Origin of the sequence: Gordonia asplenii, from assembly GCF_012933505.1 — a bacterium.
Classification (GTDB): Bacteria; Actinomycetota; Actinomycetes; order Mycobacteriales; family Mycobacteriaceae; genus Gordonia; species Gordonia asplenii.
Genome location: NZ_JABBNB010000001.1, coordinates 139,415 through 164,318, shown reverse-complemented (window position 1 = coordinate 164,318; position 24,904 = coordinate 139,415). Strand labels below are relative to the sequence as shown.

The window sequence follows — 24,904 nt, the reverse complement described above, 5'->3', positions numbered from 1 at the left end:
GAGTGAGGTTCAGGCGGTGGCTGCGGTCAGCCACGCGAAGGGATCGGCCGCGGTGGCCTTGTACTCCAGACCGACCGGGCCGGTGAAGCCGAGTTCGCGACTGCGCGCGATCCAACGGTCGAGGGGCAGATCGCCGGTGCCCGGCTCGCCGCGGCCAGGAGCGTCGGCGATCTGGATGTGGCCGAAGTCGGCGGCGTGCGCCTCGATGACCGCGGCGACGTCGTCGCCGTTGACGGCCAGGTGGTAGAAGTCGGCGAGCAGTTTGATGTTGGACGTCCCCGACTCAGCGGCCACGCGGTCGATGACGGCAATCGCATCCGCGGCTGTGAGCAGCGGGTACGCCGGTGCTCCGCTGACCGGTTCGAGGAGCACGGTTCCGTCGATGCGACCGACCGCAGCGGCGGCCAGCGCCAGGTTCTGCGCCGCGACATCGTCCTGCGCTGCGGCGTCGACGCCGTCGATCCGATTCCCGTACAGGGCGTTGAAGGCCCGGCAGCCCAACCGCTCCCCGATGCCGACGACGACGTCGATGTTGTCGCGGAACTCGCCGCTGCGGGCGGGCCACGACACCAGCCCGCGGTCGCCGCCGGGCATGTCGCCGGCGTTGAAGTTCAGGCCGGTCAGAGCCACCCCGGCGTCGGTGATGGCGCCGACGAAGCGATCGACGTCGGCGTCGGCAGGCACCGATTCGGCGAACGGCCACCAGAATTCCACGGCGTCGAAGCCTGCCGCGCGTGCAGCCGCGGGGCGGTCGAGCAGCGGGAGGTCGGTGAGCAGAATCGAGCAGTTCACGGTGTACGACATCAGGCGCTCCTTCTTGGGTTTCTCCACACTGGGACTTTTTCCACGATGTGAGAATTAGTTTTTGCTATGTGAAAATCGTAGGCATGCCCGACCCATCCCGTCAACCCCCGGGAACGAAAAACGCCCTGGTCGTCGAGGAGACGACCAGGGCGTTCGCAGATCTGCGACACGGCACGACGAGGTCGGGCACCCCGCACGGGAGCGTCGAGCCTTTCTCGTATCATGGAGAAATTGTTCTGAACAGCGGAACTTTGAGTAGCGGAAACCCTGTGCGTCGAACAGCATCGCGGCGTCCAAGGCCGCAGTCGGGAGTCTGAACAATGGCACCAGCCGGCGCACCGAATGTCGTGCAGTCCGTCGAGCGGGTCTTCGAACTGCTGGAGCTGATCACCGATGCCGGCGGTCAGATCTCGCTCACCGAACTCGCGGAGGCGAGCGACCTGCCGTTGCCGACGATCCACCGACTCCTGCGCACCCTGGTCGCCACCGGGTATGTGCGCCAGCTCGCCAATCGGCGCTATGCCCTCGCGCCGCGACTGATCCGGTTCGGCGAATGTGCGAGCAAGCAGCTCGGCATTCTGGCCAAGCCGCAGCTCGCGATGCTGACCGACACCCTCGGCGAGACGTCGAACCTCTCGGTCCTCGACGAGGACATGGTGCTCTACGTCTATCAAGTTCCCTCGAAGCACTCGATGCGGATGTTCACCGAGGTCGGGCATCATGTGCACGCCCACGTCACCGGCGCGGGCAAGGCATTGCTCGCTCAACTCCCCGACGACGAGGTTCGCGAGATCGTCGGGCGGGCCGGCATGCCGGTGCGCACCGAACACAGCATCACCACGGTCCCCGACCTGCTCGCCGAGCTCGAGGTGATCCGCGAGCGCGGCTACTCGATCGATGAGCAGGAACAGGAAGTCGGGGTGCGCTGCTTCGCGGTGGCCGTACCCGACGCCCCCACCTCCACGGCGATCTCCGTCTCCGGTCCCGTCGCCCGCGTCGACGACGCATTCGCGGCTCGCGCGGTACCGCTGCTGCGTCAGGCCGCGGCAGCGGTATCGGTCGAACTGAACCGCGAGTCGTCCTAGCGCCTCAGGCGCTCAGGTGCCGGTCTCGTCGTCTCGTGCGGACGTGTCGGGCGGCGCGGACGCTGTGTCGTCGTCGATGACGGGGATCTCGACGCCGTCGCAGTCGACCAGTTTGCCGTCTTCGACGCGGTCGCCGGTCTCCAGCGCGGCGAGCACATCGCGGCGGACGTAGCGGGTCGGACTGGCCGCGAACACCGAAGGTGTCTTCGGCGTGCCCAACTTGAGCCGGTTGAACAGCAGGTTCAGCAGCACCGCCATGATCGCGGCCGAGCTGATGCCCGATCCGAAGATCACCTCGAACCAGTCCGGGAACTGATCGTAGATCTTGGGGACCGCCACCGGCAGCACACCGAAGGTGAGCGACGTCGCGACGATGATCAGATTCATGTTGTCGACATAGTCGACTTTCGACAGCGTCCGGATGCCACTGGCCGTCACGGTGCCGAAGAGCACGATGCCCACACCACCGAGGACCGGCATCGGAACCGCGGCGACTACCCGGCCGAGAACCGGCAGCACGCCGAGGAGCACCAGGATCAGTCCGCCGGCCGCGACCACGAACCGGCCCTTCACCTTGGTCACCGCGACCAGCCCGACGTTCTGCGCGAACGCGCTCTGGGTGAAGGAGTTGAAGATCGGCGAGATGGCGCTGGCGGCCATGTCAGCACGTAGACCCGCGGCGACACGCTTGGCGTCGACCTTGGCTCCGACCACCTCGCCGACGGCGATGATGTCGGCGGTGGTCTCGGTCATGATGACCAGGACCACGATGATCATCGACAGGATCGCCGCGACGTTGAAGGTCGGCATGCCGAAGGCGAACGGCGTCGGGAAGGCGAAGATCGGGCCGTCGAACACCTTGGAGAAGTCGGCCTTGCCGATGATCGCGGCGAAGATCGTGCCCACGATCATGCCGATGAGAATCGACAGCCGCGAGATGATTCCGCTGCCGATCTTGCTCAGCAGCATCACGACCAACAGGGTGAAGGCGGCGAGTCCGATGTTGCTGACGCTGCCGAAGCCCGGCGACCCCTGGCCGCCCATCACCCAGCCGCCCGCGACGGGGACCAGCGTCAGGCCGATGGTTGTGATGATCGTGCCGGTCACGACGGGTGGGAACAGGTGCAGGATCATCGCGAAGAACGGGGCGACGACGACGCCGAAGACGGCCGCGACGATGATCGCGCCGAAGACGCCGGGTAGCCCGCCGCCGGTGTTGACGATGGTGAGCATCGTCGACACCGCGGCGAACGACACGCCCTGCACGAGCGGCAACTGCGATCCGAAGAACGGTATGCCGATCGTCTGCAGCAGAGTGGCGAAGCCGCCCACGAACAGGCACGAGGTGATCAGCAGGGCGATGTCGGTGGAATTGAGGTGTGCGGCGGTACCCATGATCAGCGGGACGGCGATGATGCCGCCGTACATGGTGAGCACGTGCTGCAGACCGAAGGTGAACGTCGTGCCGAGCGGCAGGCGCTCGTCTTCGGGGCGCGGTGAGGCGTCGGACTTGTGTCGAGTCATCGGTGAATCTCCTTGGCGCACATGGCAATCAGCGGCTAGCAGAAGCCCGCGACGCCGGCCCAGGCAGCTGCCGAGTCGGGTGCGTCGTCGCGGCGCACCGCAGCCTCGATGAGTCCGTAGGGGCGGTCGGCGGCGTAGAAGACCTCGCCGGGGTTGTCGAGGTCGAACGGGGTGAGGTCGACCAGGAAGTGGTGCAGGTTGGGCATCGAGAAGCGGATCTCGTCGATCTCCGGATGCGCCTGCAGCACCGCTTCGCCCATGGCGTACAGGCTGTGCTGCAAGCCGAGCGAGTATTTGGTCGCGAACACTTCGAGCAGGATGCGGCGGACGTCGGCGAATACGTCGTCGAAGGCGAGGTCGGTGGTGTTGTAGCACCAGCGCGCGGTCACCGACGTCGCCAAGATGCGATCGCGGGTCTCGGCCAGGGTGGTGTACTTGTCGACCGGGAAGCCGTGGAACTCCGACGCCGTCGACTTGAGCACCGCGAGGTCTTCGAGGCCGGAGATCATCGTCGGGACGCCCTCGTCGATGGTCAGCACCGCGGTGCGGGTCTCGGTGCCGCCGCGGACGAACGAATGGTCGTGCTCGTTGCCGTCGACGACGATGCGGTCCCACGTGTACTTCTGCGCCGCCCAGCGGCCGCCGGTGATCCAGTCGAAGTCGTCGACGAAATGCTTGCCGAGCCGCAGCAGGAAGTCTTCGGGCGCGCCGACGCCGTCGCGGGCGAACGCGTAGACGGTGTTCTTCTGGGTGTCGGTGGGTACGCAGTGCGCGTTGTCGCCGACGGTGTGAATGGCTTCGAGGTCGCCGCGGAGTTGCGAGGTCACGTTGAGGTCCTCGATCTCGTGACGATCGGTGTCGCGGGTGATCTTGACCAGGCGGACCTCAGCCTTTCCGTACTGGTTCGCTCCCAGGACGATATTGCTGCTCACGATATTGCTGCTGGCGGACATAATCAGTTCCCTCTGTAGGTTGAGTAGGCGAATGGGCTGATGAGAAGTGGTACGTGGTAGTGCTGCTGCGAGTCGGTGACCGAGAAGTCGATGGTGACGCGCGGATAGAAGGTGGGCCGCTCGGTTCGGGCGAAGTACTCCGCGGTCGCGAACACCAGGCGATAGGCGCCGACGGCGAGACTGTCCGGGCCGAGGTCGGTGATGCGGCCGTTGTCTCCAGTGACGCCCGTTGCGACGACCGTGCCGTCGGCGTCGGTCAGTTCGACGGCGACGTCGGACGCCGGCTGGCCGGTCGCGGCGTCGAGGATGTGGGTCGTGATCTGACTCATGACTGCAGGGCTCCTTCGAGTCTCAGTACTGCGATCTCGCGTAATTGTTGTGCGACGACGGCGATCTCCTGGTCGGCGGTGTTGTCGAGCCTGGTCGTCAGCGCGGCGAGAATTTCCGGGGCGCTGCGCCCGGCGGCGCGGATCAGGAACACGCGGCCGAACTTCTCTTCGTAGGCACGATTGCCGGCGAGCAACGCATCTGCGACGGCACGATCGGTCGGGTCGACGCCGGCCTGCTCGGCGCGCGAGAGCGACGCCTCGGCGCCGACACCCGCGGCGCGTTCCCCGATGCGGGGATGATGCGCGAGGGCTCCGTCGATCTCCGCCTCGGTCCACTGCGGCGCGGTGCGTGCCACCTCGACGGCCTCGGCCAGCGAGCGGTACGGGCGGGCGTCGACCACGGCGTCTATCCAGCGGTCGATGTCCACCCAGGGGCGAGCCACGTCGACGGCCTGGTCACGGTCCATGCGATTGAACGACTCCAGGGTCACTGTGCTGAATCCTTGCTTCGAGTTTCCATAAAGCGGAAACTGTTTTCCACTGCCATAGAAAATGGTGACTTCCATCACGCGGTTCTGTCAAGGCATTCGGCAAAATCAGTTCGCCTGCGATCGAGCGATCCGCCCATCGCGACAGCACACTGGCCGACATGCGAAATCATCCCCAGCCGAGTGGCAGGGGATGATCTCGGGTATTCGGGTTTACGCGCGATCCGCGCTCACCGCAACCGCGGGAAGAGCGGCAGCGCGTTCGTGGTGTCGATGGCCTGCGATTGTTCTGGCGTCAGCCGACACCAGTCGTCGTGCCGACTCAGACCGTGGCGACACGATCCGACTCGGCAGGAGTCGATCGGGCGTACTCGATCAACACCTCAGTGGTGCGTTCGATGTGCGCGACGAGCGCGGCCGCGGCACCGTCGGCGTCACGCGCCAAGGTCAGTTCGGCGATCTGCTGATGCTCGCCCGCGGTGTCGCGCTGCTCGTCGTGCGCAAGCAGCCTCGACCAGTGGATGTACAGGTCTGAACAGTCCCGCAGGTCATCGGCGATCGACGTCAGCTTTTTGCTGGTTCCTCCGGCGAGGAGCACATGGTGGAACTGCCGGTGGGCTTCGGACCAATCGGAATTGACCCGACCGTCCGCCTCGGTCAACGGAGTCCGCTGGAGCGTGTGGTGCGCCGCGAGCACGGCCGACTCCCAGCCCAGGTCACCGTCGGCAATTGATTCTCGCAGCGCCATCGCCTCGATCAACGTACGGGCGCGGGACAGATCCAGCAGGCCGTCGACCGAGAGTTCAGCGACGCAGAATCCACGCTGAGGCAGGGCGACGACGAGTCCGCGCTCAGCCAGCCTGTTGAGTGCCTCGCGCAACACGCTTGGACTGACGCCGTAGCGCGCGGCGGTCTCGCTGAGATGCACCTTCGACCCAGGCGAGAACTCACCGCGAAGCAGTTCGTCGCGGAGCCGGTTGTGAATCGTCGCGGCGAGCGTCGCCTTGTCAGTGCTCGTTGTCATGGTTTCAGCGTATCCCAATTCGACCATCTCAGCGATTATCGGACAAAATATCTTTTTTTACTTGCTTTACCGATGTTTTTGTGTGCATACTGTGACAGTCACCACAGACGCAGTGCAGACCGCCAGGAACGAACAAAGGAGAAACAGACATGCGAATCGCAAATCTCGCCGGGCGCTTGACGCTGCTGACGCAGACCGGCGCCGTCGACGTCGAGAAGGCCAGTGAGGGCCGGTTCGGATCAGACCCGACCGCGGTCTACGGGCAGTGGGAAGACTTCACCGCGTGGGCCGCGGCGGCAGACCTTCCCGCCGGCACGGCCTACGACGACACCGACCTGCAGACTGTGGTCCCCGAGCCGGCGCAGATCTTCGCGATCGGCCTCAATTACCGCGAGCACGCGATCGAGTCCGGTCTCGACTTCCCCGTCGAACCGCCGGTCTTCACCAAGTTCCGCACGTCGCTGGCGGGACCGGTCGGCGATCTGGAGCTGCCCACCGACACCGTCGACTGGGAGTCCGAGCTCGTGGTGGTCATCGGACGGACCGCCCGCAATGTCGCCGTCGACGACGCCTGGGACTACGTCGCCGGCCTCACCGTCGGGCAGGACTTCTCCGAGCGCACCCGCCAACTCGTCGCTCCCGCACCGCAGTTCAGCCTCGGCAAGTCGTTCCCCGGCTTCTCCCCAGTCGGGCCGGCGCTGGTCACCCTCGACGAATTCGACGACCCGGCAGATCTGGAGATCACCGCGACCATCGACGGCGACGTTGTCCAGCACAGCCGTACCAGCGGACTGATCTTCTCCATCCCCGTCCTCATCGAACGCCTCTCCGCCGTCCTGCCGCTGCTGCCCGGTGACCTGATCTTCACCGGCACTCCAAGCGGCGTCGGCGGCGGAATGACGCCACCCCGATTCCTTCGGGCCGGTGAGGAGATCGTCACCAGCATCGAAGGCATCGGCGAACTGCGCCAACGATGCGTTCCCGGCCAGCCCTACACCACCGCAACCGCATAGGAAGGATTCCACCGATGCCTCTGCACCGACTCACCGCCATCACCGTCGGCGTCCCCGACGTCGAGGCCACCGCGGCCTACTACACCGACTTCGGACTCACCCCACTCGGCGGTAACCGCTTCGCCACCTCCGACGGCGGCGAACAGTTCCGCCTCGCCCACTCCAACCAGCGCAAGCTGCTCGAAATCGGCGTCGGCGTCGACGACTCCGACGACCTCGACCGCATCCAACGGCAACTCGCCGCCCTCGACCTGACGTCGGAGCTTACCGGCGACACGCTGACCGCCGTCGAACCGATCGCCGGCTTCAAAGCCGTCGTCTCCATCGCCGATCGCATCGCGCAGGAGCCGGTACCGGCGACCCCGTACAACGGGCCCGGCCGCATCGACCGCGCCGGGCGAGCGCCCGGGATCGAACGTGAGGGCCGGGTGAAGCCGCACAAACTCGGTCACGTGGTGATCGGATCCACCGATCAGGCCGCGACGCAGAAGTTCTTCTCCGACGGGATCGGCTTCAAGATCAGTGACACCGTTCCCTCGCTGGCCGCGTTCATGCGCTGCTCGACCGACCATCACAACGTGCTGGTCCAGCAGGCGCCGGTGAACTTCCTGCACCACACCTCATGGCAGGTCGACGACATCGACGAGATCGGCCGCGGTGCGATGGCCATGCTGGAGGACAATCCCGAACGCCACATCTGGGGCCTCGGGCGTCACCACATCGGCTCGAACTTCTTCTGGTACCTCAAAGACCCCGCGGGCAACTTCTCCGAGTATTACTCCGACATCGACTGCATCGTCGACGACGCCCTGTGGAAGCCGGGTGTCTGGGAGGGTGCGAAGAGCCTGTTCAACTGGGGTCCTCCCCCGCCGCCGTCGTTCCTGATGCCCGAAGACCTGGCCGCGATGATGACCGGATCGCACAGTTCCGAGTAGTCGCCGTCGACCACTGCGCACCGCACACCGGTGGAGCGCAGTAACGGCTGGGACCGCGTCGTACAACGGCGCGGCCCCGGTTTCCACACCACGAACCCGACGTCCTCAACCACCCTCGACCCGGAGATTCCCCATGCCCTTTTCGTACACATTCGCCGACATCGCCGATCGCCCGGTCGCCGTGTTCGGGGCGGGAACGCTCGGGCGACGGATCGCGATGATGCTCGCCTCGCGCGGCGGGACGGTCAACATCTACAGCCGCAGCGCCGAGACCGCGAACGACGCCGTGCGCTACGTGCACGACACCTTGCCCGGAGTCGTCGAGGAGCGCGGCTACGGCACCATCGGCACCGTCACCGCCTGCTCCGACGTCGAATCGACCCTCGACAACGCCTGGCTGGCCATCGAGTCCGTGCCCGAGCGGCTCGACGTCAAGCACTCGATGTGGGCGCAGATCGACGCCGCGGCCGGGCCGGACACCATCTTCACGACGAACTCGTCGTCGTATCCGTCCCGGTTGATGGCCGACTCGGTCAGCGACCCGACCCGACTGTGCAATCTGCATTTCTACATGCCGCCCACGGCCAATGCCGCCGACATCATGTCCGACGGCGTAACCGACCCCGCGGTCTTGGACACTCTGCGAACGGTGTTGCCGGAGTTCGGAATTCACCCCTTCGAAGCGCGCCGGGAATGTACCGGATTCATCTTCAATCGGATCTGGGCGGCGATCAAGCGGGAATCGCTCGCGGTGGTCGCCGAAGGGGTGGCCGATCCGGCCGACGTCGACGCGATGTTCCGTCTCAACATGGGTGCGGGCGTCGGTCCGTTCGCCCTGATGGACGCAGTCGGACTCGACGTCGTCCTCGACATCGAAGAGCACTACGCGCAGGAGTTCCCGCACCTGCCCATCGGCCCCCGGACCTTGCTGCGGCAGTACGTCGACGCCGGAAAACTCGGCGCCAAGACCGGCGAAGGCTTCTACGACCATCCCTCCAACGCGAATTAGGCAAGAAACTATGACTTCCACCGATACTCACGCCACCACCCGCAACACCTCCGACGTCCTCATCATCGGGGCCGGCCCGGTCGGTGTGACCACCGCACTGTTCCTCGCCCGATACGGATGGTCGGTGACCGTCCTCGAGCGCTGGCCCGAGGCCTACCCCCAACCGCGGGCCGTTCACTTCGACGACGAGGTCGCTCGCCTGCTCGCCCGTGCCGGCCTCGCAGAGCAGATCGGCACCCTGTCCGAACCGGCGACCACCTACGAATGGCAGAACGCCACCGGTGAGACCCTGCTGTGCTTCGACTGGGGCGGTGTGGGCGAGTCGGGCTGGCCCCGCGCATCGATGTTCAACCAGCCCGCGCTGGAATCAGAACTCGTCGCGGCGGCACAGGCGAATGACAACATCAGGATCCTCCGTGGTTATGAAGCCGTTCAACTGACCCAGCACGACGATTCCGTCGTCGTGACCGCGCGCGGTCCGGTCATCAAACAGTCCAACTTCACCGCGTCGTATGTCATCGGCTGCGACGGCGCGAACAGCTTCGTGCGCTCACACATGCCCACCCAGATGACCGACCTCGGCTTCTTCTTCGACTGGCTGATCGTCGACGTGATCCCGCAGGAGGACCGCGACTGGAACCCGGTGAACCTGCAGATCTGCGACCCGCAGCGGCCGACCAGTGTCGTGTCCGGCGGTCCCGGGCGACGCCGGTGGGAATTCATGCGGATGCCCGGCGAAACCATCGAGGAGCTCAACACCGAGGAGATGGCGTGGAAGCTGCTCGAGCCGTGGCAGCTGACACCGGAGAACTCGCAGCTCGAGCGGCACGCCGTGTATACCTTCCAAGCGCGGTGGGCGGACGTATGGCGGTCCGGCAGACTGCTGTTGGCAGGCGACGCCGCGCATCAGATGCCGCCGTTCGCCGGCCAGGGGATGTGCTCGGGCATTCGGGATGCGGCGAACGTCGCCTTCAAACTCGACCTCGTGCTGCGCGGTCTGGCTGATGCGTCCGTCCTCGACACGTACGGCCCCGAACGGGCCGGGCATGTACAGCATGCGGTCGGACTCTCGATCGAACTGGGCAAGGTCATCTGCGTCACCGATCCCGCTGCCGTGGCCGAACGGGACGCATTCATGACCGGACAGGGCGGCGACCCCGAGAAGATCCTGCCGCCGATTCCACCGGCGACACTCACCGACGGTCTGGTGCACCGTCTCCCCGACGGGTCCGCGGGCACCGGCGCCGGTCGCCTCAGCGGCCAGGGTTCGGTGACGTTCCGCGGTCGAACCGGGCTGCTCGACGACGTCGTCGGCACCGGCTTCGTGCTGGCCTCGATCGTCGACGCACGGGCGCACCTGAGCGCCGAGCAGCTGCAGTTCCTCGACAGTCTGGGAACCAAGATCGTCCGATTCGTGGCGACTGAGGCCGACGTCGAGACCGACGACGATGTCGTCGATCTCGACGGCACGTATCTGCCGCACATGACCGAGGTCAATCATCTTTCGGCCCTGGTCCGCCCCGATCACTACCTGTTCGGCGTCGCAGAGAGCGCCGAGCAGATCGGCGCCGTCGTCGACGATCTGCGCGCGCAACTCGCGGGTGTCGCTGCCGCCGGTTGAGCACCCATCACGGTGTACCGAGAGGTAACTTCCCCGCTCCCCGAGTGCCGAAAGCGAGCTCGCGAGCTTCGGTGTAACGAGGGGTCCGGTGAGACGAAGAACCCAACCCGACCCTCGGGGAGCGGGATGGGCGCCCCCTCGTTACACCGATGCCCGGCACTCGGCGAGCGGGACGCGCGAGCCCTTCTCTCACAACAACTTCCAACCACCGTCGTGCGGAGTTACCAGGCCCGCCACATCCATCGCCGCAAGGGCAGAGCGGACCGCGGACAGGTCGACGGCCGATGAGAATGCGATCTCTTCGACGGTCGCCGTGCCGCGCCCGGGGATCGCGTCGTGCACCCGCTTCTGCAGGGGTGTCAGCGCATCCGTCGACCTCGTTGGACTGTCGTTGGGCCCACCCGCACCGTCGGGCGTGACCAGCGACAGCACCTCCGAGGCGGTGGTCACCAGCGTCGCCAGCCCATCGCCGATCATCCGATGGCACCCCACCGACATCGCCGAGGTCACCGGTCCGGGCACCGCGCCCAGCGGTCGCCCCAGCTTGCGCGCCCACGCCGCGGTGTTGGCCGCCCCGCTACGACGTCCCGCCTCGACCACGACCACCCCCGACGACAACGCCGCGACCAGACGATTGCGGGTCAGGAACCGGTGTTTGGCAGCCGTTGTGCCAGGCGGGTATTCACTGATGATCACCCCCGACGTCGCGATCTGCGCAAGCAGCTGGGCGTGCCCCGCCGGGTAGTCGCGGTCGATGCCGCACGCCAGCACCGCGGCTGTCGTCCCGCCCGACGCCAGCGCCGACCGATGAGCGACGCCGTCGATCCCATAGGCTCCCCCGGAGATCACCGCACGATCCGCGCCGACGATGCCAGCCGAGAGCGACGACGCCACGTACTCGCCGTAGCTAGTGGCCGCTCGCGAACCGACAAGTGCCACAGCGGAATCCGAGATCGCATCGAGTGTCGCCGGGCCGCGCGCCCACAACACCAGCGGAGGTCCGCCGCGCTCCGCGGTATCGGCCTGCGCCAGCGCCATCAGCGCCCAACCCGGCCACTCGGCGTCGTCGGGCGTCACCAATCGCGCGCCGATCCGCGCGGCGGCGTCCAAATCGCTCGTCGTGAAATCAGATCCGGCCCGCGCGCGCGTCAGCTCGGTCACCTCGTCGTAGCCGGGCGGGAGCATCTGTGCACAAACAGCCCGCGCGGCGTCGACGACGCCGATCTCTTCGACGAGCAAACGCACTGAGCCACACGGTGGTTCGGCGACGCGCGCCAGATACGCCCACGCGCGCTGTTCGGCAGTGTAGGTGCTCATCGATATCCTCCCCGATCACGGAACAGAAGTGCTTGTGCCACATCGTCTTCGGTGGGCTCGGCACCACCGCGCAGATCGTTCAGCGTCCACGCCAGTCGCAGAGCACGATCGGCCCCGCGGGCCGTGACCCGACCGTCCCGCAGAAACAACTCGATCGGCCGCAACACCGCCGGCGGCAATCGAAAGTGTTGTCGCAGAGCCGATCCCGGCACTTCTCCGTTGGTCAACCACCCGAACTCCGACCATCGCTGCGCCGCGGCGGCGCGTGCCTCGACGACGCGCGCCCGCACCACGTCGCTCGGCTCCCCCGTGGCCGACACCAACGCCATATTGCCCGGCGGCTCCATCCGCACCCGGATATCGACCCGATCCATCAGCGGCCCCGACAGTTTTCCCAGGTAGCGGCGTCGACTGATCGCCGAGCAGATGCAGTCCACGTCGTGAGGCGGCGCACACGCGCACGGGTTAGCGGCCAGTACGAGCTGGAAACGCGACGGGTAGTGCGCCTCACCGTCACGCCGCGCGATCCGCACCTCCCCCTCTTCGATCGGCTGCCGCAGGGAGTCAAGGACTTTCGCCCCCATCTCGGCACATTCGTCCAGGAACAAGATTCCCCGGTGGGCCCGCGACACCGCGCCCGGCCCCGCCATTCCGGTGCCTCCGCCGAGCAGCGCCGCGATCGACGTCGAGTGGTGCGGCGCGATGAACGGCGGCTCGGTGATGAGCGGATGCTTGGTGGGCAGTGTGCCCGCGATCGAGTGAATCGCGGTGACCTCCAACGACTCTTCGGTTCCCAGCGACGGCAGAATCCCGGGCAGCCGACGCGCGAGCATCGTCTTCCCGATCCCGGGCGGTCCGGTCATCAGCAAATGATGGAAGCCGGCCGCCGCTATCTCCAGCGCGTACCGCGCCTCCGACTGCCCGACGACGTCGGCCAGATCCGGAATCGGTGGCGGCTCGGGCGGCTCGGCGTCGGCGACGACATCCAGTGCGCACTCGCCCGCCAACCAGCTCAGCACCTCGAACAACGACTCCGCACCTCCGACGTCGATGTCCGAAATCAGCGCCGCCTCAGCCACATTCGCCCGCGGTACGACGACCCGCGCGAATCCCGCGCGACGTGCCTCGATCACCGACGGCAGAACGCCGCGCACCGGACGTATGCGCCCGTCGAGCGCCAGCTCGCCGATGAAGATCGTGGTCGCCAGCTTCGCCTGGCCCACCTCGCCGCCCGCGACGATGATCGCCAGTGCCATCGCCAGATCGAACCGCGACCCCGACTTCGGCAGGTCTGCCGGAAACAGCATGATGGTGATCTTCTGATCCGGCACCCGGTGCCCGGTGTTCGACACCGCGGCCCTGATCCGTTCGCGCGACTCGCGGATTCCGGCGTCGACGTTGCCGCCGACCGTCACCCCCGGCAGGCCCTGCCCGACGTTGGCCTGTACCTCGACCACCGACGCCGAAAACGCGTTCAGGCCAATCGCATACACCTTCCCCAACGACATCGCCCGCTCCTACGCGTACACACCGCGATGATGACGGAGGTCGACCAGCTGACCGCCGGGCGGCGCCGACAGGTTCAAATGCACCGCGATCACGTCGAATCGGATTCCCGACCAATGCCGTTCCTGCGCGGCCAACCACATTCGGGTCAACCTGCGCATCCGGGCCAGTTTGGCCGGTGTCACCGCTTGCGCCGCGTCACTGAACTTGTCGGTCGAGCGGGTCTTCACCTCGACGACGACGAGTTTGGCGCCGTCGGCCGCGATGATGTCCAGTTCGCCGTACCGATTGCGCCAATTGCGTTCCAGCACAACCCAGCCGAGTTTCTCACAGTGTGCCGCGGCCATCTGCTCGCCGAGTTGCCCGATCGGTCCCCGCCGATTCGACGCCGGCGCGCTGTTGCTCCCCATGGCGTCGACGATGACATGACGAGGCGACACGACCGCTGGAGAATCGGAGCGCGCAAGTCGGACCTGTGGATAACCGACTTACGGTGGCGACCTGTTGGCTTGTCAGAGACCGAGCGTCACCACGCACGCCGTGACTCCATGTCGCGCAGCTGTCTCACAAAATGTAAGACAACTGTCCTATTCCCCCAACTCCTCGCCGAACGCCGCCCGGTACAGGTCGGCCCCGTAGCTCGTTTCGATCGGTCCCGATTCGACCAGCCGGAACGTTCGCGACTCGTCGTCGCGTCGTTGCGCCCGTAGGAAATGCCCGACGCGCGCGTCGTAGAATCGGCGCGCCAATTCGTACATATGCGTCACATAGCAGACGTGATGGCCCGATGCGATCAGTGCGGCGACGATCTCCGCCGCGAGGCCGGTCGCCTCGTGTTCGTTGGTCGACGCGAACGATTCGTCGAGCAGGATCAGCGCTCCCGGCCTCAGCCGGTCGACGATCCTGCTCATCCGTTCCAGTTCCTCGTCGAGGTGTCCCTTCGTCATCGTCGGATCCTCCGCACGAGGAAAATGCGTATGCACACCCGACCGGACAGGCGCGATGAATTCCGTTGCGGCAACAGGCAGTCCGGCCTGCATCATCAGCTGCGCGACGCCGACGCTGCGCAGGAACATCGACTTTCCGCCCTGATTGGCACCGGTGACCATCATCAGACTCGTGCCCGACGCGTCGACGTCGTTGCCGACCATCGGCCCGACCCTGCGCAGCACCGGCCCGGCGTCGTACAGGCCACGGCATCGCCACCGGGTCGACTCCGCCTCACCCGGTATCGGGAAGCACACCGGTCCGCCGAGTTCGTCCAGGGTCGAATACAGCCGCACCGCGCCGAGGTAGAAGCCGAGTTCCCACTGCAGAATCGCGAAGAACCGTTCCAGGTTGTCCGCCGCCTCGGCGAGCACTCCAGCCACCTCGTGCAGTCCTCGGCCGCGCACGTCGCCGAGCAATTCGCTGGCGGTCGCGTCGTGGCGATCGACGCGAAATCCGTATCCGCCCCCGATCACGCCTCGCCCCAGGGCGCGCCGTGGTTCCCGCACCAGGTAGTCGGTCGGCGCGTTCCCCCGCCCCAGCCCTGCACTCATCAGGATCCCCCGCCGGAATTCCAGTTCGCCGAGGTGGCTGCGCACCTGCGCCAGGTACCGGTCGTCGAAGGTGTCGAGCAGATACGACCACAACCCCACGAACGCCGGTGAGGTGAATCCCCGACGCTGTGCCCGCGCCAGTGCGACCAATTCGCCCAGCCGCCGGGTGAGAATTTCCACCGCGGCGCGCGAGCGGTACATGAACCGCTCCGGCGAGGTTCGGCCGATCGCGATCCGCACGTGTTTGCTCAGTTCATCGCCCGCTGTGACGGCCAACCGATACGCCGCGCGGACGGTCTGCACATTCGACGCCGCGTCTGCCACCGCCTGCTGCCGGTAGATGATCGACGCCGGGGTGGTCACGTCGAACAGCGCAACCGTCGCGACCTTGCACAGATACGGGTCGTCGCCGCCCATCGCACCGATCACCGGCGCCAAACCGAGGTCGGCGATCACTTCGTGTGCGCCGTCGGGGGCGCGGGCGGTGACGTCGGAGTCCCGATCGACGAACATCAGCCGGACCCTCATGGTGCAAGCCTGTTGCGCACGCCGTCGTACGTCAACCGGTACTTCGCGGCGATCGCCGTCGCATACGCGGTGCCGGGCGCCGAGCTGCGCTCGATCCGAAACGTTCGCCGCGCGGGGTCGTCGGGATCGACCGCGCTGACCAGACTCACCGTTCCGGGCGCCCGCGACGACGCCGGCGCCCCGACCGCCGTCACATAGACGCAGGCCGCACAGCTTCCGCTGAGCTTGTCCAGCACGGCGCTGCTCAGCGCCGCCGCATCCGCGCGCGACGTCGAGGCGAGGCTGTCGTTCAAGATCACCAGTGCCCCGGCGTCGCTGTGGTGCACGATGTCGGCCAGTCGCGTCAACTCCTCGGCGAGCCTGCCCCGATCGCTGACCGCCGACTGAGCACGTTCGAAGTGTGTGAAGATCGTGACGATCGGGCGCAGGCGGGCCCGTCGCGCCGGGACCGGAACACCGATCGCGGCGAGGTGATGCACCTGGCCGATCATCCGCGCGAAGGTTGTCTTCCCGGCTTGATTGGGCCCGGATACGATGGCCGCCCACTCGTCGGGTTCCAACCCGAAATCGTTGCGCACCAACGGTTCCGGATCCGCCGAACGCACGTTGCTGAGCAGCAGGGCGACGTCGTAGGCGTCGTCGATCCAGGTCGACGCCCGCGGAACGTCGTCGATCTGCGGATAACAGAACTCGATGCGCTCGTCGTGCGCGGTGAGCATCGCGATGAACGCCCGGTAGGAGGTGAAGAACCTCAGCTCGGCCTCCATTGCCGCGATACGCGGATCCACGATGTCTGCGGTGTCGGCGCAGAAGGCGGCGAGATCGGCGAACTCCTGCGGAAACAGCCGTCCCACTCCGGTGAGGATCTGCGATTCGACGGCGCTGAGGTCCGCGTGCCGCACGGCCTCCGCGCCGGCGTCGGGTGCGCGCAACCGCGCGGAGAACTCGTCGATCCCATCGCCGAGAAAGCGGTCCAGCATCGCCCTGGTTCGGATGGTGAAATCGGGTTCGCTGTGAAATCCGGTGACGCTCACGTTGTCCCGCGACACCGCGATGTTGTAGCGCAGCCCCGCCAGGGCGGCCCGGATCCGTGCGGCGGCGTCGGCCATGTCGGCGTGCGCGGGTTCGGTGACGAACACGCTCAGCCGGGCCGCCAACTGGGTCATCGGCGGCGACTGTGGTTGTGCCGCAATGAGTCCCGCGAGGAGTCGGCGCACCGCGCCGACGTAGTGCTCGCCGGCGTCGAGATGCCAGCCCATCGCCTCGTACGGGTTGTGGACGCGGTGCGAGAGCGCCGACAAGCGCCGCACCTCGGCCATGTCGGCGACGAACGCATCCACCGCCCGGACCAGCGCCGCATTGGCGTCGAAGTCACGAAACACACTGTGCCGCAGTCGTATCGACATCCGATCGACCACGCTGCAGTACAGCGGCCACAGGACGGTGTCGGTGGTCACCGCGGACAGCACCGGCTGCAGGTTCAGATCGTCGAAATACGGTTGCCAGCCCACGAGTCCGCCCGGGTCGGCCGCGAACAGCAGACTCGGAAACGGCTCGCGCACAGGCACTGTCGCAACACTCAGTTGTCCGGCAGCCGCAGTTCCGGCTTCTCCAGCTCCTCGATGTTCACGTCCTTGAAGGTGACCACGCGCACCTGCTTGACGAACCGGGCCGGCCGGTACATGTCCCACACCCAGGCATCGCTCATCCGCAGTTCGAAATACACTTCGCCGTCGGCGTTGCGGGGCACCAACTCGACCGAATTCGCCAGGTAGAAGCGACGTTCCGTCTCCACCACGTAGGTGAACTGCCCGACGATGTCCTTGTACTCACGGTATAGCGAGAGTTCCATCTCGGTTTCGTACTTTTCGAGGTCCTCAGCGCTCATCCGTCTAGCCTACTTCCCGCGTTGAGCGCCCGTGCGGCGACGTTCCGGTAGGACATCCGATGCTGGGCGCAGGGGCCGAGCCGGTCCAGGCTGTCCATGTGCACGCTGGTGCTGTACCCCTTGTGAACTGCGAAGGAGTACCCGGGATAGTCGTCGTCGAGGGCTGTCATGATGCGATCGCGGGTCACCTTCGCGATGATGCTGGCGCCCGCGATGCACGCCGCGGCACCGTCGCCGCCGATCACCGGCAAGGACGGCACGGTGAGCCCCGGCACCGCGAATCCGTCGGACAGGACGTACCCGGGAGTGACGTCCAGACCGCTGATCGCCCGCCGCATGCCCTCGATGTTGGCGACGTGGATGCCGATCCGGTCGATCTCGGCGGCCGGAATGACCACCGCGGCATATGACAACGCATACTTCGTCACCGACCGGTAGAGCGCTTCACGCATCTTCTCGGTCAGTTTCTTCGAGTCGTCGAGCTCGGCGAGTGACACCAGCTGCGTCGGCTTGAGCACGCACGCCGCCACGACGAGGGGTCCCGCACACGCGCCCCGCCCCGCTTCGTCGACGCCGGCGACCGGCCCTAACCCGTTGCGGTGCAACGCGAATTCAAAAGTGCGCAAGCTCGCCGCCCGTCGCACCGGCGACCGCGGCGGCCATCGATCGGCGCGCACGACGCCGGTTTTCGAGGTCATCGACCGCTCATTGCTGCGGATTGATCGCGCCGACACCGCCCATCCGGGAGAACGGGAAGATGATGGTGCGGACCTTACCGCGGATATTGCCCACCGGGACCCAGCCGCCGGTGCTGTAGCCGCGGGCCTCGGTGCTGCCGGGCAGGTAGTCCATGTGGTAGCGCGAGTCCGACGACTGCATCCGGTTGTCGCCCATCACCCACACCTGTCCGTCGGGAATCTTGACGGGGCCGAAGTCCGGTCCCAGGCAGCTGTTCAACTGGTCGCCGCCGACCTTGCGTTGCAGCGCCATGTCGACGTAGGGCTCGTGCAGCGCCTTGCCGTTGACGGTCACGCCGACTCCGGCAGCGTTGCGGCACTCGACGGTCTGCCCGCCGACCGCGATCACGCGCTTGACGTAGTCGTTCTCGTCCGGCGGCGCAAAACCGAACCACGACAACGCATCTTGAATCTTGTGGATCACCACGTTCGATGACCGAGTCGACGCGTACGCCTCGTCCCACGAGTCGGGCACCTTGAACACCACGACGTCGCCGGGTTGCGGATCGCCGAACCGGTAGGTCAGCTTGTCGGTCACGATGCGGTCGTTGGTGCAGCCCTCGCATCCGTGCAGCGTCGACTCCATCGACTCCGACGGAATGACGTACTGACGTCCGATGAAGGTCGTCAGGACGAACATGACCGCGAGCACCGACCCGACGATGATGGCCGTCTCGCGCAGGAACGAACTGCTCTTGTTCTTGCCGCCCTTGCCGCGCTTGCCGTCGCCGGAATCGTCCTTGGTGTGCCACGGCTTGCGGGCACTGTCTGACTGGTCCCCTTCATCGACAACACCCCGGGCGAGCGGTTCGCTCGCCTCGGGGTGTTGGTCGTCTGAAGCGTGTCTGCCGGGTGAATTAGCCACGACGCCAGAGTAGTCGGGTCAGCGCTTCTCTTTGATCTTGGCTGCCTTGCCGCGCAGGTCGCGGACGTAGTACAGCTTGGCGCGACGCACGTCACCGCGGGTCAGCACGTCGATCTTGGCGATGTTGGGGCTGTGCACCGGGAAGGTGCGCTCCACGCCGACGCCGAACGAGACCTTGCGGACGGTGAACGTCTCGCGGACGCCGCCGCCCTGACGGCGGATCACGATGCCCTTGAACACCTGCACGCGCTCTTTCGAGCCTTCGATGACCTTGACGTGAACGTCGAGGGTGTCACCCGCGGAGAAGTGGGGGATGTCGTCGCGCAGCGACTGCTTGTCGAGAAAATCCAGAGTCTGCATTGAAGTGTCGGTCCTGTTCTTGCGTTAGCGTGAGTAGAGGAACCTGGCGTCCGCGATCTGCCTGCGCAGTGGGCCGAGCCGGTTCATGCTCTATGTCATGGCGCAACCCGCCGCGTGCGACCACATGGGCAACCGGCGACGAGCAACCCGTCTATTGTGCCAGATCTACCCGGTCAGGACGAAATCACCCCGTGGTGCCACGACGCGCACCCTCCGCGCCGCCAGGGTCTCGGCGATCTGTTCGGGCGCGGGGGTGGTCGACGCGACGGCGGCCAGGTCGACGCGAAGTTGCGCACACAGGTGCAACAGCGTCAGCTCCGGCGCGCGGCCGCACCCGGCGAATGTCTCGTCGGACTCCAGCGTCACACCGGGACGGAGGTAGTCGTGGTCGTCGCTGGTCGTGACGACCACGATCTGTTCGTCGGCTTCGGTGAGCGCGATCCCGACCGACATCGCGACACCGAGCGTCGCGGGCAACCGCTGCGCGAGATGCTCGGCACGGCGTCGAAGGTACTCGACGTCGACGTCGGGCCGCGATCGTGCCGCCCGACGACGGATCGCCGAGCCACCGGCACCGGCCATCGCCCCGCCCACGCCGGCGACCACCGCGCCGAGGCCCGACGGGCTACCGCCACCCGGCGATGCGCTCGGCTCATGCCGCCGACCGATGTCCTCGACGCGACTGCGGTAGTGCTCGGCCGACTCCGACAGCGCGAGCCGTCCGGCCGCGGCCGGTTCGACGAGCGCCGACTCGCCGCCGAGCTGAGCGAGCAGCCGTCCGCGGGCTCGATCGAGGTCGACGCGCGCGGCGATCGTGGACATGTGGTCACGGGTCGTCGACGCCGCGTCGGCGTAGGACTGCAGCGCATCGGCGAGACCGACCATCGACCGTGCCGCGTATGCGACGACACCGTCGGGACTTTGAACGATCGATCCGACGGTGTCGGACATGGCGTCGACCGCGCGCCCGCGCGAGAGTCCGGGACCGAGCAGGTCGACGTTGGTCAACTGCCGTGCGTCGCCTCGCAACGCAGCGGCCGCGCGCAGGAGACCGGCGCTGTCGGCGGTGGGCCACCGGCCGGGCGCGAGTTCATCGACAATCGGCGGCACCGTGGCGTGACTATACGAATCCTGCTGCACCGCAAGAGTTCTCCAGGACTCGTTGGACATCGGTACCGTAACGCCCACGTCCGACGTAACGCCCGACCCGCCGTCGGCGTCGATGATCCGCCGACTGCCCTGCGTGACGTCGTGGGCATACGCACCCAACTGTGCCGCACACCGTCGCAGCGAATCGACGACGTGCGCGTGCATGGCGGCGACGTCGCCGTGCGCGCTCCTGCCTCCCGCGTCGCCGCCGAGCGCGGGACCGTAGTCGAGGCCGGCGACCTGGCGTGCCAACGCCGCGACGTCGTCGCGCAACACCGTCAGTCGCGCTGCGGTGCCGCGCCACGACTCGGCGTCGTGGATCATCGTCGATTCGGCGGTCATTGTGACTGTCCTCCCGGCTGCTGCGAATAATCGTTGCCTTCTTGGACGGTGGCGGCGATCATTCGGTTCCGGACCGCGGCGATCTTCTCGTCGGCGGCCTGTACCAGCGCGAGGATTTCGGCAGCCAGTTGGTCGGCCCGATACCGTCGCAGTGCCGCCGGTTCGATTCGCAGACTCCTCAGCAACCCGCGGGCATTGATCTGCACCGACACCAACTGATCGCGACTGGCCGCATCGGCGGTCAGCCGCGACGTCGCCTCGGCGAGTCTGTCGAATTCCGCGCGCCGACCCGCCAATTCGGTCCGCAGTTGTTCCCCGTTCATCACGCCTCCCCGGCTCCACCCTCCCCGCACCTTATGCCACGGGTCGGACAAAAGGGTCACCGATCGACGGAAGACGTTGCGTTACAACAGGTCTGGACGTCGCTGAGCAGTCCGCAGCAGAGACTGTTCCCGCCGCCACGCGGCCACTTTCGCGTGGTCGCCGCTAAGCAGCACGGGCGGCACCGACAATTCCCGCCAAGTCTCCGGGCGGGTGTACGACGGCCCTTCGAGCAGTCCGTCGGAGAATGAATCCTCCTGGTGCGACGCCGGGTTGCCGAGGACGCCGGGCACCAGGCGCACGGTCGCCTCCACCATTGCGAGTACCGCAACCTCCCCGCCGATCAGCACGAAGTCGCCAATCGACACCTCTTCCACGCGGACCCGCCGTGCGGCGTCGTCGAAGACGCGCTGGTCGATGCCCTCGTAGCGGCCGCACGCGAAGACGAGGTGGCGCTCGGTACTCCAGCGCTGCGCGGTGGCCTGGGTGAACGGCACGCCCGCCGGCGTGGGGACGACGAGGAGCGCGTCATCGGGGCAGACGTCGTCGAGGCACGGGCCCCACACCTGCGGTTTCATGACCATTCCGGGCCCGCCGCCGTAGGGCGAGTCGTCGACGCTGCGGTGTACGTCGGTGGCCCAGTCACGCAGATCGTGCACTGCGACGCTGAGCAGTCCCTTGTCGATCGCCTTGCCCAACAAGGCAACTCGCAGCGGTTCGAGGTAGTCGGGGAAGATCGACACGACGTCGATGCGCATCGTCGACGGCGCGGGGTCCGACATCACCACTGCTCGGGAGTGAGCAAGCCGTCCGGCGGATCGATGACGATCTGCTCGGTGGAGCACTCCGGCACGATTTCCGCGACGAACGGAATCAACAGTTCCCGACCGTCGGCGGAACGCACCGACAACAGATCCGACGCCCCGAGATGCAGAATTTCTTCGACGACGCCGACCGGATCGCCGTCGACGGTGACCACTTGCACGCCCTCGAGTTCGTGGTCGTAGAACTCGTCCGGGTCGTCGCCGGAGGAGACGTCGGCGGCGTCGATCAGGAAGAGCACCCCGCGCATCGCGTCGGCGGTGGTGCGGTCGGTGACCTGCGTAAGCGACAGCAACAGCCGCCCGGAATGACTCCGGGCGGCTGCCACCGTATAGATGTTCTCGCCACCACCGCGCGGGGCGCGCCCACGCAGGGTGACCCCCGGCGCGAAGCGCACATCGGGGTCGTCGGTGCGCACATCGACGACGAGCTCTCCACGAATACCGTGTGATTTGACCACTCGGCCGACGACGAGATCCACGTGCGCGCCTGAAGTACTGCCGGTCAGCGGTCGGTGTCGACGATGTCGACGCGGACGCCCCGGCCGCCGATGCCACCGACGAGGGTGCGCAGGGCGGTCGCGGTGCGGCCGTTGCGACCGATGACCTTGCCGAGATCGTCGGGGTGCACGTGCACCTCGACCATCCGGCCCCGACGGCCGGTGATCATCTCGACCCGGACGTCGTCGGGGTTGGACACGATGCCGCGAACGAGGTGTTCGACGGCATCAGCGACGACTGCGCTCACGCGTCGGCCTTGTCACCCTCGGCGGCAGCGTCGTCGGCCTTGGCCTCGTCGGCAGCCTCGTCCTTCTTGGCGGCCTTCTTCTTCGGGGTGGTCGCGGCGGCGACCGGCTCGTTGTCGGCGGCCGCGAGTGCGGCGTTGAACAGGTCGAGCTTGCTGGCCTTCGGCGCGGCGACCTTCAGGGTGCCTTCAGCGCCCGGCAGGCCCTTGAACTTCTGCCAGTCACCGGTCACCTTGAGGATGGCGGCTACCGGATCGGTCGGCTGTGCGCCGACGCCCAGCCAGTACTGTGCGCGCTCGGAGTCGACCTCGATGAGGCTCGGCTCTTCCTTCGGGTGGTACTTGCCGATGGTCTCGATCACGCGGCCGTCGCGGCGGGTGCGCGAGTCGGCGACGACGATGCGGTACTGCGGGTTGCGAATCTTGCCCAGGCGGGTGAGCTTGATCTTGACAGCCATGTGTATTCCTTCGATGGTCACGGCGCAATTCAGCGACGCCGCCGGATGGCGGGCCCGGTTTTGCGGTGCTTGTGGTGTGACCGTCGGGCGGTGCGTAACCGCGACCGACGAACCAGCGGGTAATTCTGCCAGATCTGCCGGCGGAAAGAGAAATCGCCCCGAGCGGGCGAGACGGAAAGTGTGTGTGGTTACCCCACCCCGCGCGGGGTAACCACACCGACGTTGACACCGACTTCAACGGCGATCGCCGGGGCCTGCGACCCCGGCGACCTCGTGGCGACCCCCAGAACTTCACACCAGGTCGCGCAACGCTGGAGCTATCTTACCAACTAGTAATATCAACGTCCAGCCCGCCTGGTCACATTTGTCACCGGATCTGTATTTCCGACGCGAAGGCCCGGTTCCGACGCTCATCGAGGGTCGAAACCGGGCCTTCACATCGGATTTGCCCGCTACGTCAATTCGACGCCGGAGCTCACCACCGCTTTCGGACGGCGCAGGGTACTCGGGTCGACGGTCGGATCGGCGTCGAGCACCAGGAAGTCGGCACGGTCGCCGTCGTCGAGCAGCCCGGCACCGAGCCACTGCCGCGGCGCGACCGACGCCTGCCACAGCGCCTCGCGCGGCCCGAAGCCGAGTGCGGCCATGGCTTCGATCTCGTCGACGATGCGGCCGTGTTCGACGAAGCCGCCCGCGTCGGTGCCGGCGAACATCGCCACCCCGGCCTCCCGGGCAGCCGCGAACACCTCGCTCGCATTGTCGTGCAGCGCGAGCATATTCGCCCGGTAGGTCGGGAAGCGGTCGGCGCCGGCGGCGATCGCCGGGAAGTTGTCGACCTGAATCATGGTGGGCACCAGGGCGATTGAGCGCTCAACGAGTTTGTCGAGGTGATCGGGCCGCAGCCCGGTTCCGTGTTCGATGCAGTCGACGCCCGCGTCGATCAGATCGTCGAGCGCGTCCGTCCCGAACACGTGCGCGGTGATCTTGACACCCGCGTCATGCGCGGCGGCCACCGCGGCCCGCAGCTGGGTCGACGTCCACAGCGGGGCCAGATCGCCGAGGTCGCGGTCGATCCAGTCGCCGACGATCTTGACCCACCCGTCGCCGTCGGCGGCCTGCCGGGTGACCTCGGCGGCCAATTCGTCGGGGTCGTCGAGGTCGATGCCGTAGTCACGCAGGTACCGCTTGGTTCGCGCGATGTGTTTGCCGGACCGGATGAACCTGGGGCACAACGGATCTGCATCGAGCGGATGGGTGTCCAGCGGTGACCCCACCTCGCGGATGAGCAACGTGCCCGCCCGCGCGTCGGCGTAGGCCGAGACCCGCGCCTGCTCGACGGTCACACCGAGTCCGGGGGCGATGCCGACGTGGTTGTGGGCATCGACCAGCCCCGGGATCAGCCAGGCGTCGTCGACGACGGTGACCGCGCCGGGCACCGGTTCGCGGGCGATGATGCCGTCGTGCACCCACAGGTCGAGGCGCTCACCGGTGAAAGGATCTCGTCCGCCGTAGTGCCGGACCGCGGTGTCACTCATCGTCGC

At 66.8% G+C, this 24,904-nt stretch carries 27 protein-coding genes; 5 read left to right on the top strand and 22 right to left on the bottom strand.

What is annotated here, in order from left to right; genetic code table 11:
• Window positions 1-9: 9 nt before the first annotated feature.
• Window positions 10-804: a hydroxypyruvate isomerase family protein gene (locus HH308_RS00750; RefSeq protein ID WP_170192250.1), complete on the bottom strand. Its 795-nt coding sequence runs from the start codon at window positions 802-804 to the stop codon at window positions 10-12.
• Between the two features lie 320 nt (window positions 805-1,124).
• Here HH308_RS00750 and HH308_RS00745 point away from each other — a divergent pair, with 320 nt between their 5' ends.
• Window positions 1,125-1,889 carry an IclR family transcriptional regulator gene (locus tag HH308_RS00745; RefSeq protein ID WP_170192249.1) on the top strand — a complete coding sequence of 255 codons (765 nt, stop codon included), beginning with the start codon at window positions 1,125-1,127 and terminating at the stop codon, window positions 1,887-1,889.
• 12 nt (window positions 1,890-1,901) lie between these two features.
• On the opposite strand, the gene HH308_RS00740 is transcribed toward HH308_RS00745, so the two are convergent.
• From HH308_RS00740 to HH308_RS00720, 5 genes are all read right to left on the bottom strand, one after another.
• Window positions 1,902-3,413, bottom strand: coding sequence for a nucleobase:cation symporter-2 family protein (locus HH308_RS00740; RefSeq protein ID WP_170192248.1), 1,512 nt, complete (start codon window positions 3,411-3,413; stop codon window positions 1,902-1,904).
• Between the two features lie 35 nt (window positions 3,414-3,448).
• On the bottom strand, window positions 3,449-4,366 hold the full coding sequence (gene pucL / locus HH308_RS00735) for a factor-independent urate hydroxylase (RefSeq protein WP_211188014.1): 918 nt from the start codon (window positions 4,364-4,366) through the stop codon (window positions 3,449-3,451).
• Between the two features lie 2 nt (window positions 4,367-4,368).
• A complete protein-coding gene (uraH, locus tag HH308_RS00730) occupies window positions 4,369-4,695 on the bottom strand; it encodes a hydroxyisourate hydrolase (RefSeq protein WP_170192246.1) in 327 nt (108 codons plus the stop codon).
• Window positions 4,692-5,186, bottom strand: coding sequence for a 2-oxo-4-hydroxy-4-carboxy-5-ureidoimidazoline decarboxylase (gene uraD, locus HH308_RS00725; protein ID WP_312870242.1), 495 nt, complete (start codon window positions 5,184-5,186; stop codon window positions 4,692-4,694). Before uraD ends, uraH begins: the two co-directional genes overlap by 4 nt.
• A 319-nt stretch (window positions 5,187-5,505) precedes the next feature.
• Window positions 5,506-6,207, bottom strand: a complete 702-nt coding sequence (locus tag HH308_RS00720; RefSeq protein WP_170192244.1) for a GntR family transcriptional regulator — start codon at window positions 6,205-6,207, stop codon at window positions 5,506-5,508.
• A gap of 149 nt (window positions 6,208-6,356) precedes the next feature.
• On the opposite strand from HH308_RS00720, the gene HH308_RS00715 reads away from it, so the two are divergent.
• From HH308_RS00715 to mhpA, 4 genes are all read left to right on the top strand, one after another.
• Complete coding sequence (locus HH308_RS00715; RefSeq protein ID WP_170192243.1) at window positions 6,357-7,220, top strand: fumarylacetoacetate hydrolase family protein; 864 nt, start codon at window positions 6,357-6,359, stop codon at window positions 7,218-7,220.
• Window positions 7,221-7,234: 14 nt separating this feature from the next.
• The gene (locus tag HH308_RS00710; RefSeq protein ID WP_170192242.1) at window positions 7,235-8,155 is read left to right on the top strand and encodes a VOC family protein; all 921 of its coding nucleotides are present in this window, start codon (window positions 7,235-7,237) and stop codon (window positions 8,153-8,155) included.
• Window positions 8,156-8,288: 133 nt separating this feature from the next.
• On the top strand, window positions 8,289-9,164 hold the full coding sequence (locus HH308_RS00705; RefSeq protein WP_170192241.1) for a 3-hydroxyacyl-CoA dehydrogenase family protein: 876 nt from the start codon (window positions 8,289-8,291) through the stop codon (window positions 9,162-9,164).
• 10 nt (window positions 9,165-9,174) lie between these two features.
• Window positions 9,175-10,785 (top strand): bifunctional 3-(3-hydroxy-phenyl)propionate/3-hydroxycinnamic acid hydroxylase MhpA, encoded by a 1,611-nt coding sequence (gene mhpA / locus HH308_RS00700; protein ID WP_170192240.1) that lies wholly within the window; start codon window positions 9,175-9,177, stop codon window positions 10,783-10,785.
• Between the two features lie 189 nt (window positions 10,786-10,974).
• Here the strand turns inward: mhpA and dprA are convergent, their stop codons facing one another.
• From dprA to HH308_RS00620, 16 genes are all read right to left on the bottom strand, one after another.
• A complete protein-coding gene (dprA, locus tag HH308_RS00695) occupies window positions 10,975-12,102 on the bottom strand; it encodes a DNA-processing protein DprA (RefSeq protein ID WP_170192239.1) in 1,128 nt (375 codons plus the stop codon).
• Window positions 12,099-13,610, bottom strand: a complete 1,512-nt coding sequence (locus HH308_RS00690) for a YifB family Mg chelatase-like AAA ATPase (protein ID WP_170192238.1) — start codon at window positions 13,608-13,610, stop codon at window positions 12,099-12,101. Before HH308_RS00690 ends, dprA begins: the two co-directional genes overlap by 4 nt.
• Window positions 13,611-13,619: 9 nt before the next feature.
• Window positions 13,620-14,018: a YraN family protein gene (locus tag HH308_RS00685; RefSeq protein ID WP_170192237.1), complete on the bottom strand. Its 399-nt coding sequence runs from the start codon at window positions 14,016-14,018 to the stop codon at window positions 13,620-13,622.
• 177 nt (window positions 14,019-14,195) lie between these two features.
• Window positions 14,196-15,677 carry a MutS-related protein gene (locus HH308_RS00680; protein ID WP_170192236.1) on the bottom strand — a complete coding sequence of 494 codons (1,482 nt, stop codon included), beginning with the start codon at window positions 15,675-15,677 and terminating at the stop codon, window positions 14,196-14,198.
• Complete coding sequence (locus HH308_RS30340; RefSeq protein WP_170192235.1) at window positions 15,674-17,245, bottom strand: MutS-related protein; 1,572 nt, start codon at window positions 17,243-17,245, stop codon at window positions 15,674-15,676. The genes HH308_RS00680 and HH308_RS30340 overlap by 4 nt, the downstream gene beginning before the upstream one ends.
• Window positions 17,246-17,256: 11 nt before the next feature.
• Window positions 17,257-17,565: a DUF2469 domain-containing protein gene (locus HH308_RS00670; protein ID WP_170192234.1), complete on the bottom strand. Its 309-nt coding sequence runs from the start codon at window positions 17,563-17,565 to the stop codon at window positions 17,257-17,259.
• Complete coding sequence (locus tag HH308_RS00665) at window positions 17,562-18,263, bottom strand: ribonuclease HII (RefSeq protein WP_170192233.1); 702 nt, start codon at window positions 18,261-18,263, stop codon at window positions 17,562-17,564. The genes HH308_RS00670 and HH308_RS00665 overlap by 4 nt, the downstream gene beginning before the upstream one ends.
• Before the next feature lie 7 nt (window positions 18,264-18,270).
• Window positions 18,271-19,167, bottom strand: a complete 897-nt coding sequence (gene lepB, locus HH308_RS00660; protein WP_170192232.1) for a signal peptidase I — start codon at window positions 19,165-19,167, stop codon at window positions 18,271-18,273.
• 18 nt (window positions 19,168-19,185) lie between these two features.
• Complete coding sequence (rplS, locus tag HH308_RS00655) at window positions 19,186-19,527, bottom strand: 50S ribosomal protein L19 (protein ID WP_170192231.1); 342 nt, start codon at window positions 19,525-19,527, stop codon at window positions 19,186-19,188.
• A 165-nt stretch (window positions 19,528-19,692) separates the two neighbouring features.
• Complete coding sequence (locus tag HH308_RS00650; RefSeq protein ID WP_170192230.1) at window positions 19,693-21,018, bottom strand: hypothetical protein; 1,326 nt, start codon at window positions 21,016-21,018, stop codon at window positions 19,693-19,695.
• On the bottom strand, window positions 21,015-21,341 hold the full coding sequence (locus HH308_RS00645) for a YbaB/EbfC family nucleoid-associated protein (protein WP_246284040.1): 327 nt from the start codon (window positions 21,339-21,341) through the stop codon (window positions 21,015-21,017). Before HH308_RS00645 ends, HH308_RS00650 begins: the two co-directional genes overlap by 4 nt.
• An 81-nt stretch (window positions 21,342-21,422) precedes the next feature.
• Complete coding sequence (trmD, locus tag HH308_RS00640; protein ID WP_170192550.1) at window positions 21,423-22,097, bottom strand: tRNA (guanosine(37)-N1)-methyltransferase TrmD; 675 nt, start codon at window positions 22,095-22,097, stop codon at window positions 21,423-21,425.
• Window positions 22,098-22,120: 23 nt separating this feature from the next.
• On the bottom strand, window positions 22,121-22,642 hold the full coding sequence (gene rimM, locus HH308_RS00635) for a ribosome maturation factor RimM (protein WP_170192229.1): 522 nt from the start codon (window positions 22,640-22,642) through the stop codon (window positions 22,121-22,123).
• A 23-nt stretch (window positions 22,643-22,665) separates the two neighbouring features.
• Window positions 22,666-22,908 (bottom strand): RNA-binding protein, encoded by a 243-nt coding sequence (locus tag HH308_RS00630; protein ID WP_007317403.1) that lies wholly within the window; start codon window positions 22,906-22,908, stop codon window positions 22,666-22,668.
• Window positions 22,905-23,363, bottom strand: a complete 459-nt coding sequence (rpsP, locus tag HH308_RS00625) for a 30S ribosomal protein S16 (protein ID WP_170192228.1) — start codon at window positions 23,361-23,363, stop codon at window positions 22,905-22,907. Before rpsP ends, HH308_RS00630 begins: the two co-directional genes overlap by 4 nt.
• A 452-nt stretch (window positions 23,364-23,815) precedes the next feature.
• Window positions 23,816-24,898 (bottom strand): amidohydrolase family protein, encoded by a 1,083-nt coding sequence (locus tag HH308_RS00620; protein ID WP_170192227.1) that lies wholly within the window; start codon window positions 24,896-24,898, stop codon window positions 23,816-23,818.
• Window positions 24,899-24,904: the final 6 nt, after the last annotated feature.

Bases quoted from the DNA above. Each gene is read 5' to 3' on its own strand.
- HH308_RS00750 (WP_170192250.1), bottom strand. From the start codon at position 804: ATGTCGTACACCGTGAACTGCTCGATTCTGCTCACCGACCTCCCGCTG.
- HH308_RS00745 (WP_170192249.1), top strand. From the start codon at position 1,125: ATGGCACCAGCCGGCGCACCGAATGTCGTGCAGTCCGTCGAGCGGGTC.
- HH308_RS00740 (WP_170192248.1), bottom strand. From the start codon at position 3,413: ATGACTCGACACAAGTCCGACGCCTCACCGCGCCCCGAAGACGAGCGC.
- pucL (WP_211188014.1), bottom strand. From the start codon at position 4,366: ATGTCCGCCAGCAGCAATATCGTGAGCAGCAATATCGTCCTGGGAGCG.
- uraH (WP_170192246.1), bottom strand. From the start codon at position 4,695: ATGAGTCAGATCACGACCCACATCCTCGACGCCGCGACCGGCCAGCCG.
- HH308_RS00720 (WP_170192244.1), bottom strand. From the start codon at position 6,207: ATGACAACGAGCACTGACAAGGCGACGCTCGCCGCGACGATTCACAAC.
- HH308_RS00715 (WP_170192243.1), top strand. From the start codon at position 6,357: ATGCGAATCGCAAATCTCGCCGGGCGCTTGACGCTGCTGACGCAGACC.
- HH308_RS00710 (WP_170192242.1), top strand. From the start codon at position 7,235: ATGCCTCTGCACCGACTCACCGCCATCACCGTCGGCGTCCCCGACGTC.
- HH308_RS00705 (WP_170192241.1), top strand. From the start codon at position 8,289: ATGCCCTTTTCGTACACATTCGCCGACATCGCCGATCGCCCGGTCGCC.
- mhpA (WP_170192240.1), top strand. From the start codon at position 9,175: ATGACTTCCACCGATACTCACGCCACCACCCGCAACACCTCCGACGTC.
- dprA (WP_170192239.1), bottom strand. From the start codon at position 12,102: ATGAGCACCTACACTGCCGAACAGCGCGCGTGGGCGTATCTGGCGCGC.
- HH308_RS00690 (WP_170192238.1), bottom strand. From the start codon at position 13,610: ATGTCGTTGGGGAAGGTGTATGCGATTGGCCTGAACGCGTTTTCGGCG.
- HH308_RS00685 (WP_170192237.1), bottom strand. From the start codon at position 14,018: ATGGGGAGCAACAGCGCGCCGGCGTCGAATCGGCGGGGACCGATCGGG.
- HH308_RS00680 (WP_170192236.1), bottom strand. From the start codon at position 15,677: ATGAGGGTCCGGCTGATGTTCGTCGATCGGGACTCCGACGTCACCGCC.
- HH308_RS00670 (WP_170192234.1), bottom strand. From the start codon at position 17,565: ATGAGCGCTGAGGACCTCGAAAAGTACGAAACCGAGATGGAACTCTCG.
- HH308_RS00665 (WP_170192233.1), bottom strand. From the start codon at position 18,263: ATGACCTCGAAAACCGGCGTCGTGCGCGCCGATCGATGGCCGCCGCGG.
- rplS (WP_170192231.1), bottom strand. From the start codon at position 19,527: ATGCAGACTCTGGATTTTCTCGACAAGCAGTCGCTGCGCGACGACATC.
- HH308_RS00650 (WP_170192230.1), bottom strand. From the start codon at position 21,018: ATGACCGCCGAATCGACGATGATCCACGACGCCGAGTCGTGGCGCGGC.
- HH308_RS00645 (WP_246284040.1), bottom strand. From the start codon at position 21,341: ATGAACGGGGAACAACTGCGGACCGAATTGGCGGGTCGGCGCGCGGAA.
- trmD (WP_170192550.1), bottom strand. From the start codon at position 22,097: ATGCGCATCGACGTCGTGTCGATCTTCCCCGACTACCTCGAACCGCTG.
- rpsP (WP_170192228.1), bottom strand. From the start codon at position 23,363: ATGGCTGTCAAGATCAAGCTCACCCGCCTGGGCAAGATTCGCAACCCG.
- HH308_RS00620 (WP_170192227.1), bottom strand. From the start codon at position 24,898: ATGAGTGACACCGCGGTCCGGCACTACGGCGGACGAGATCCTTTCACC.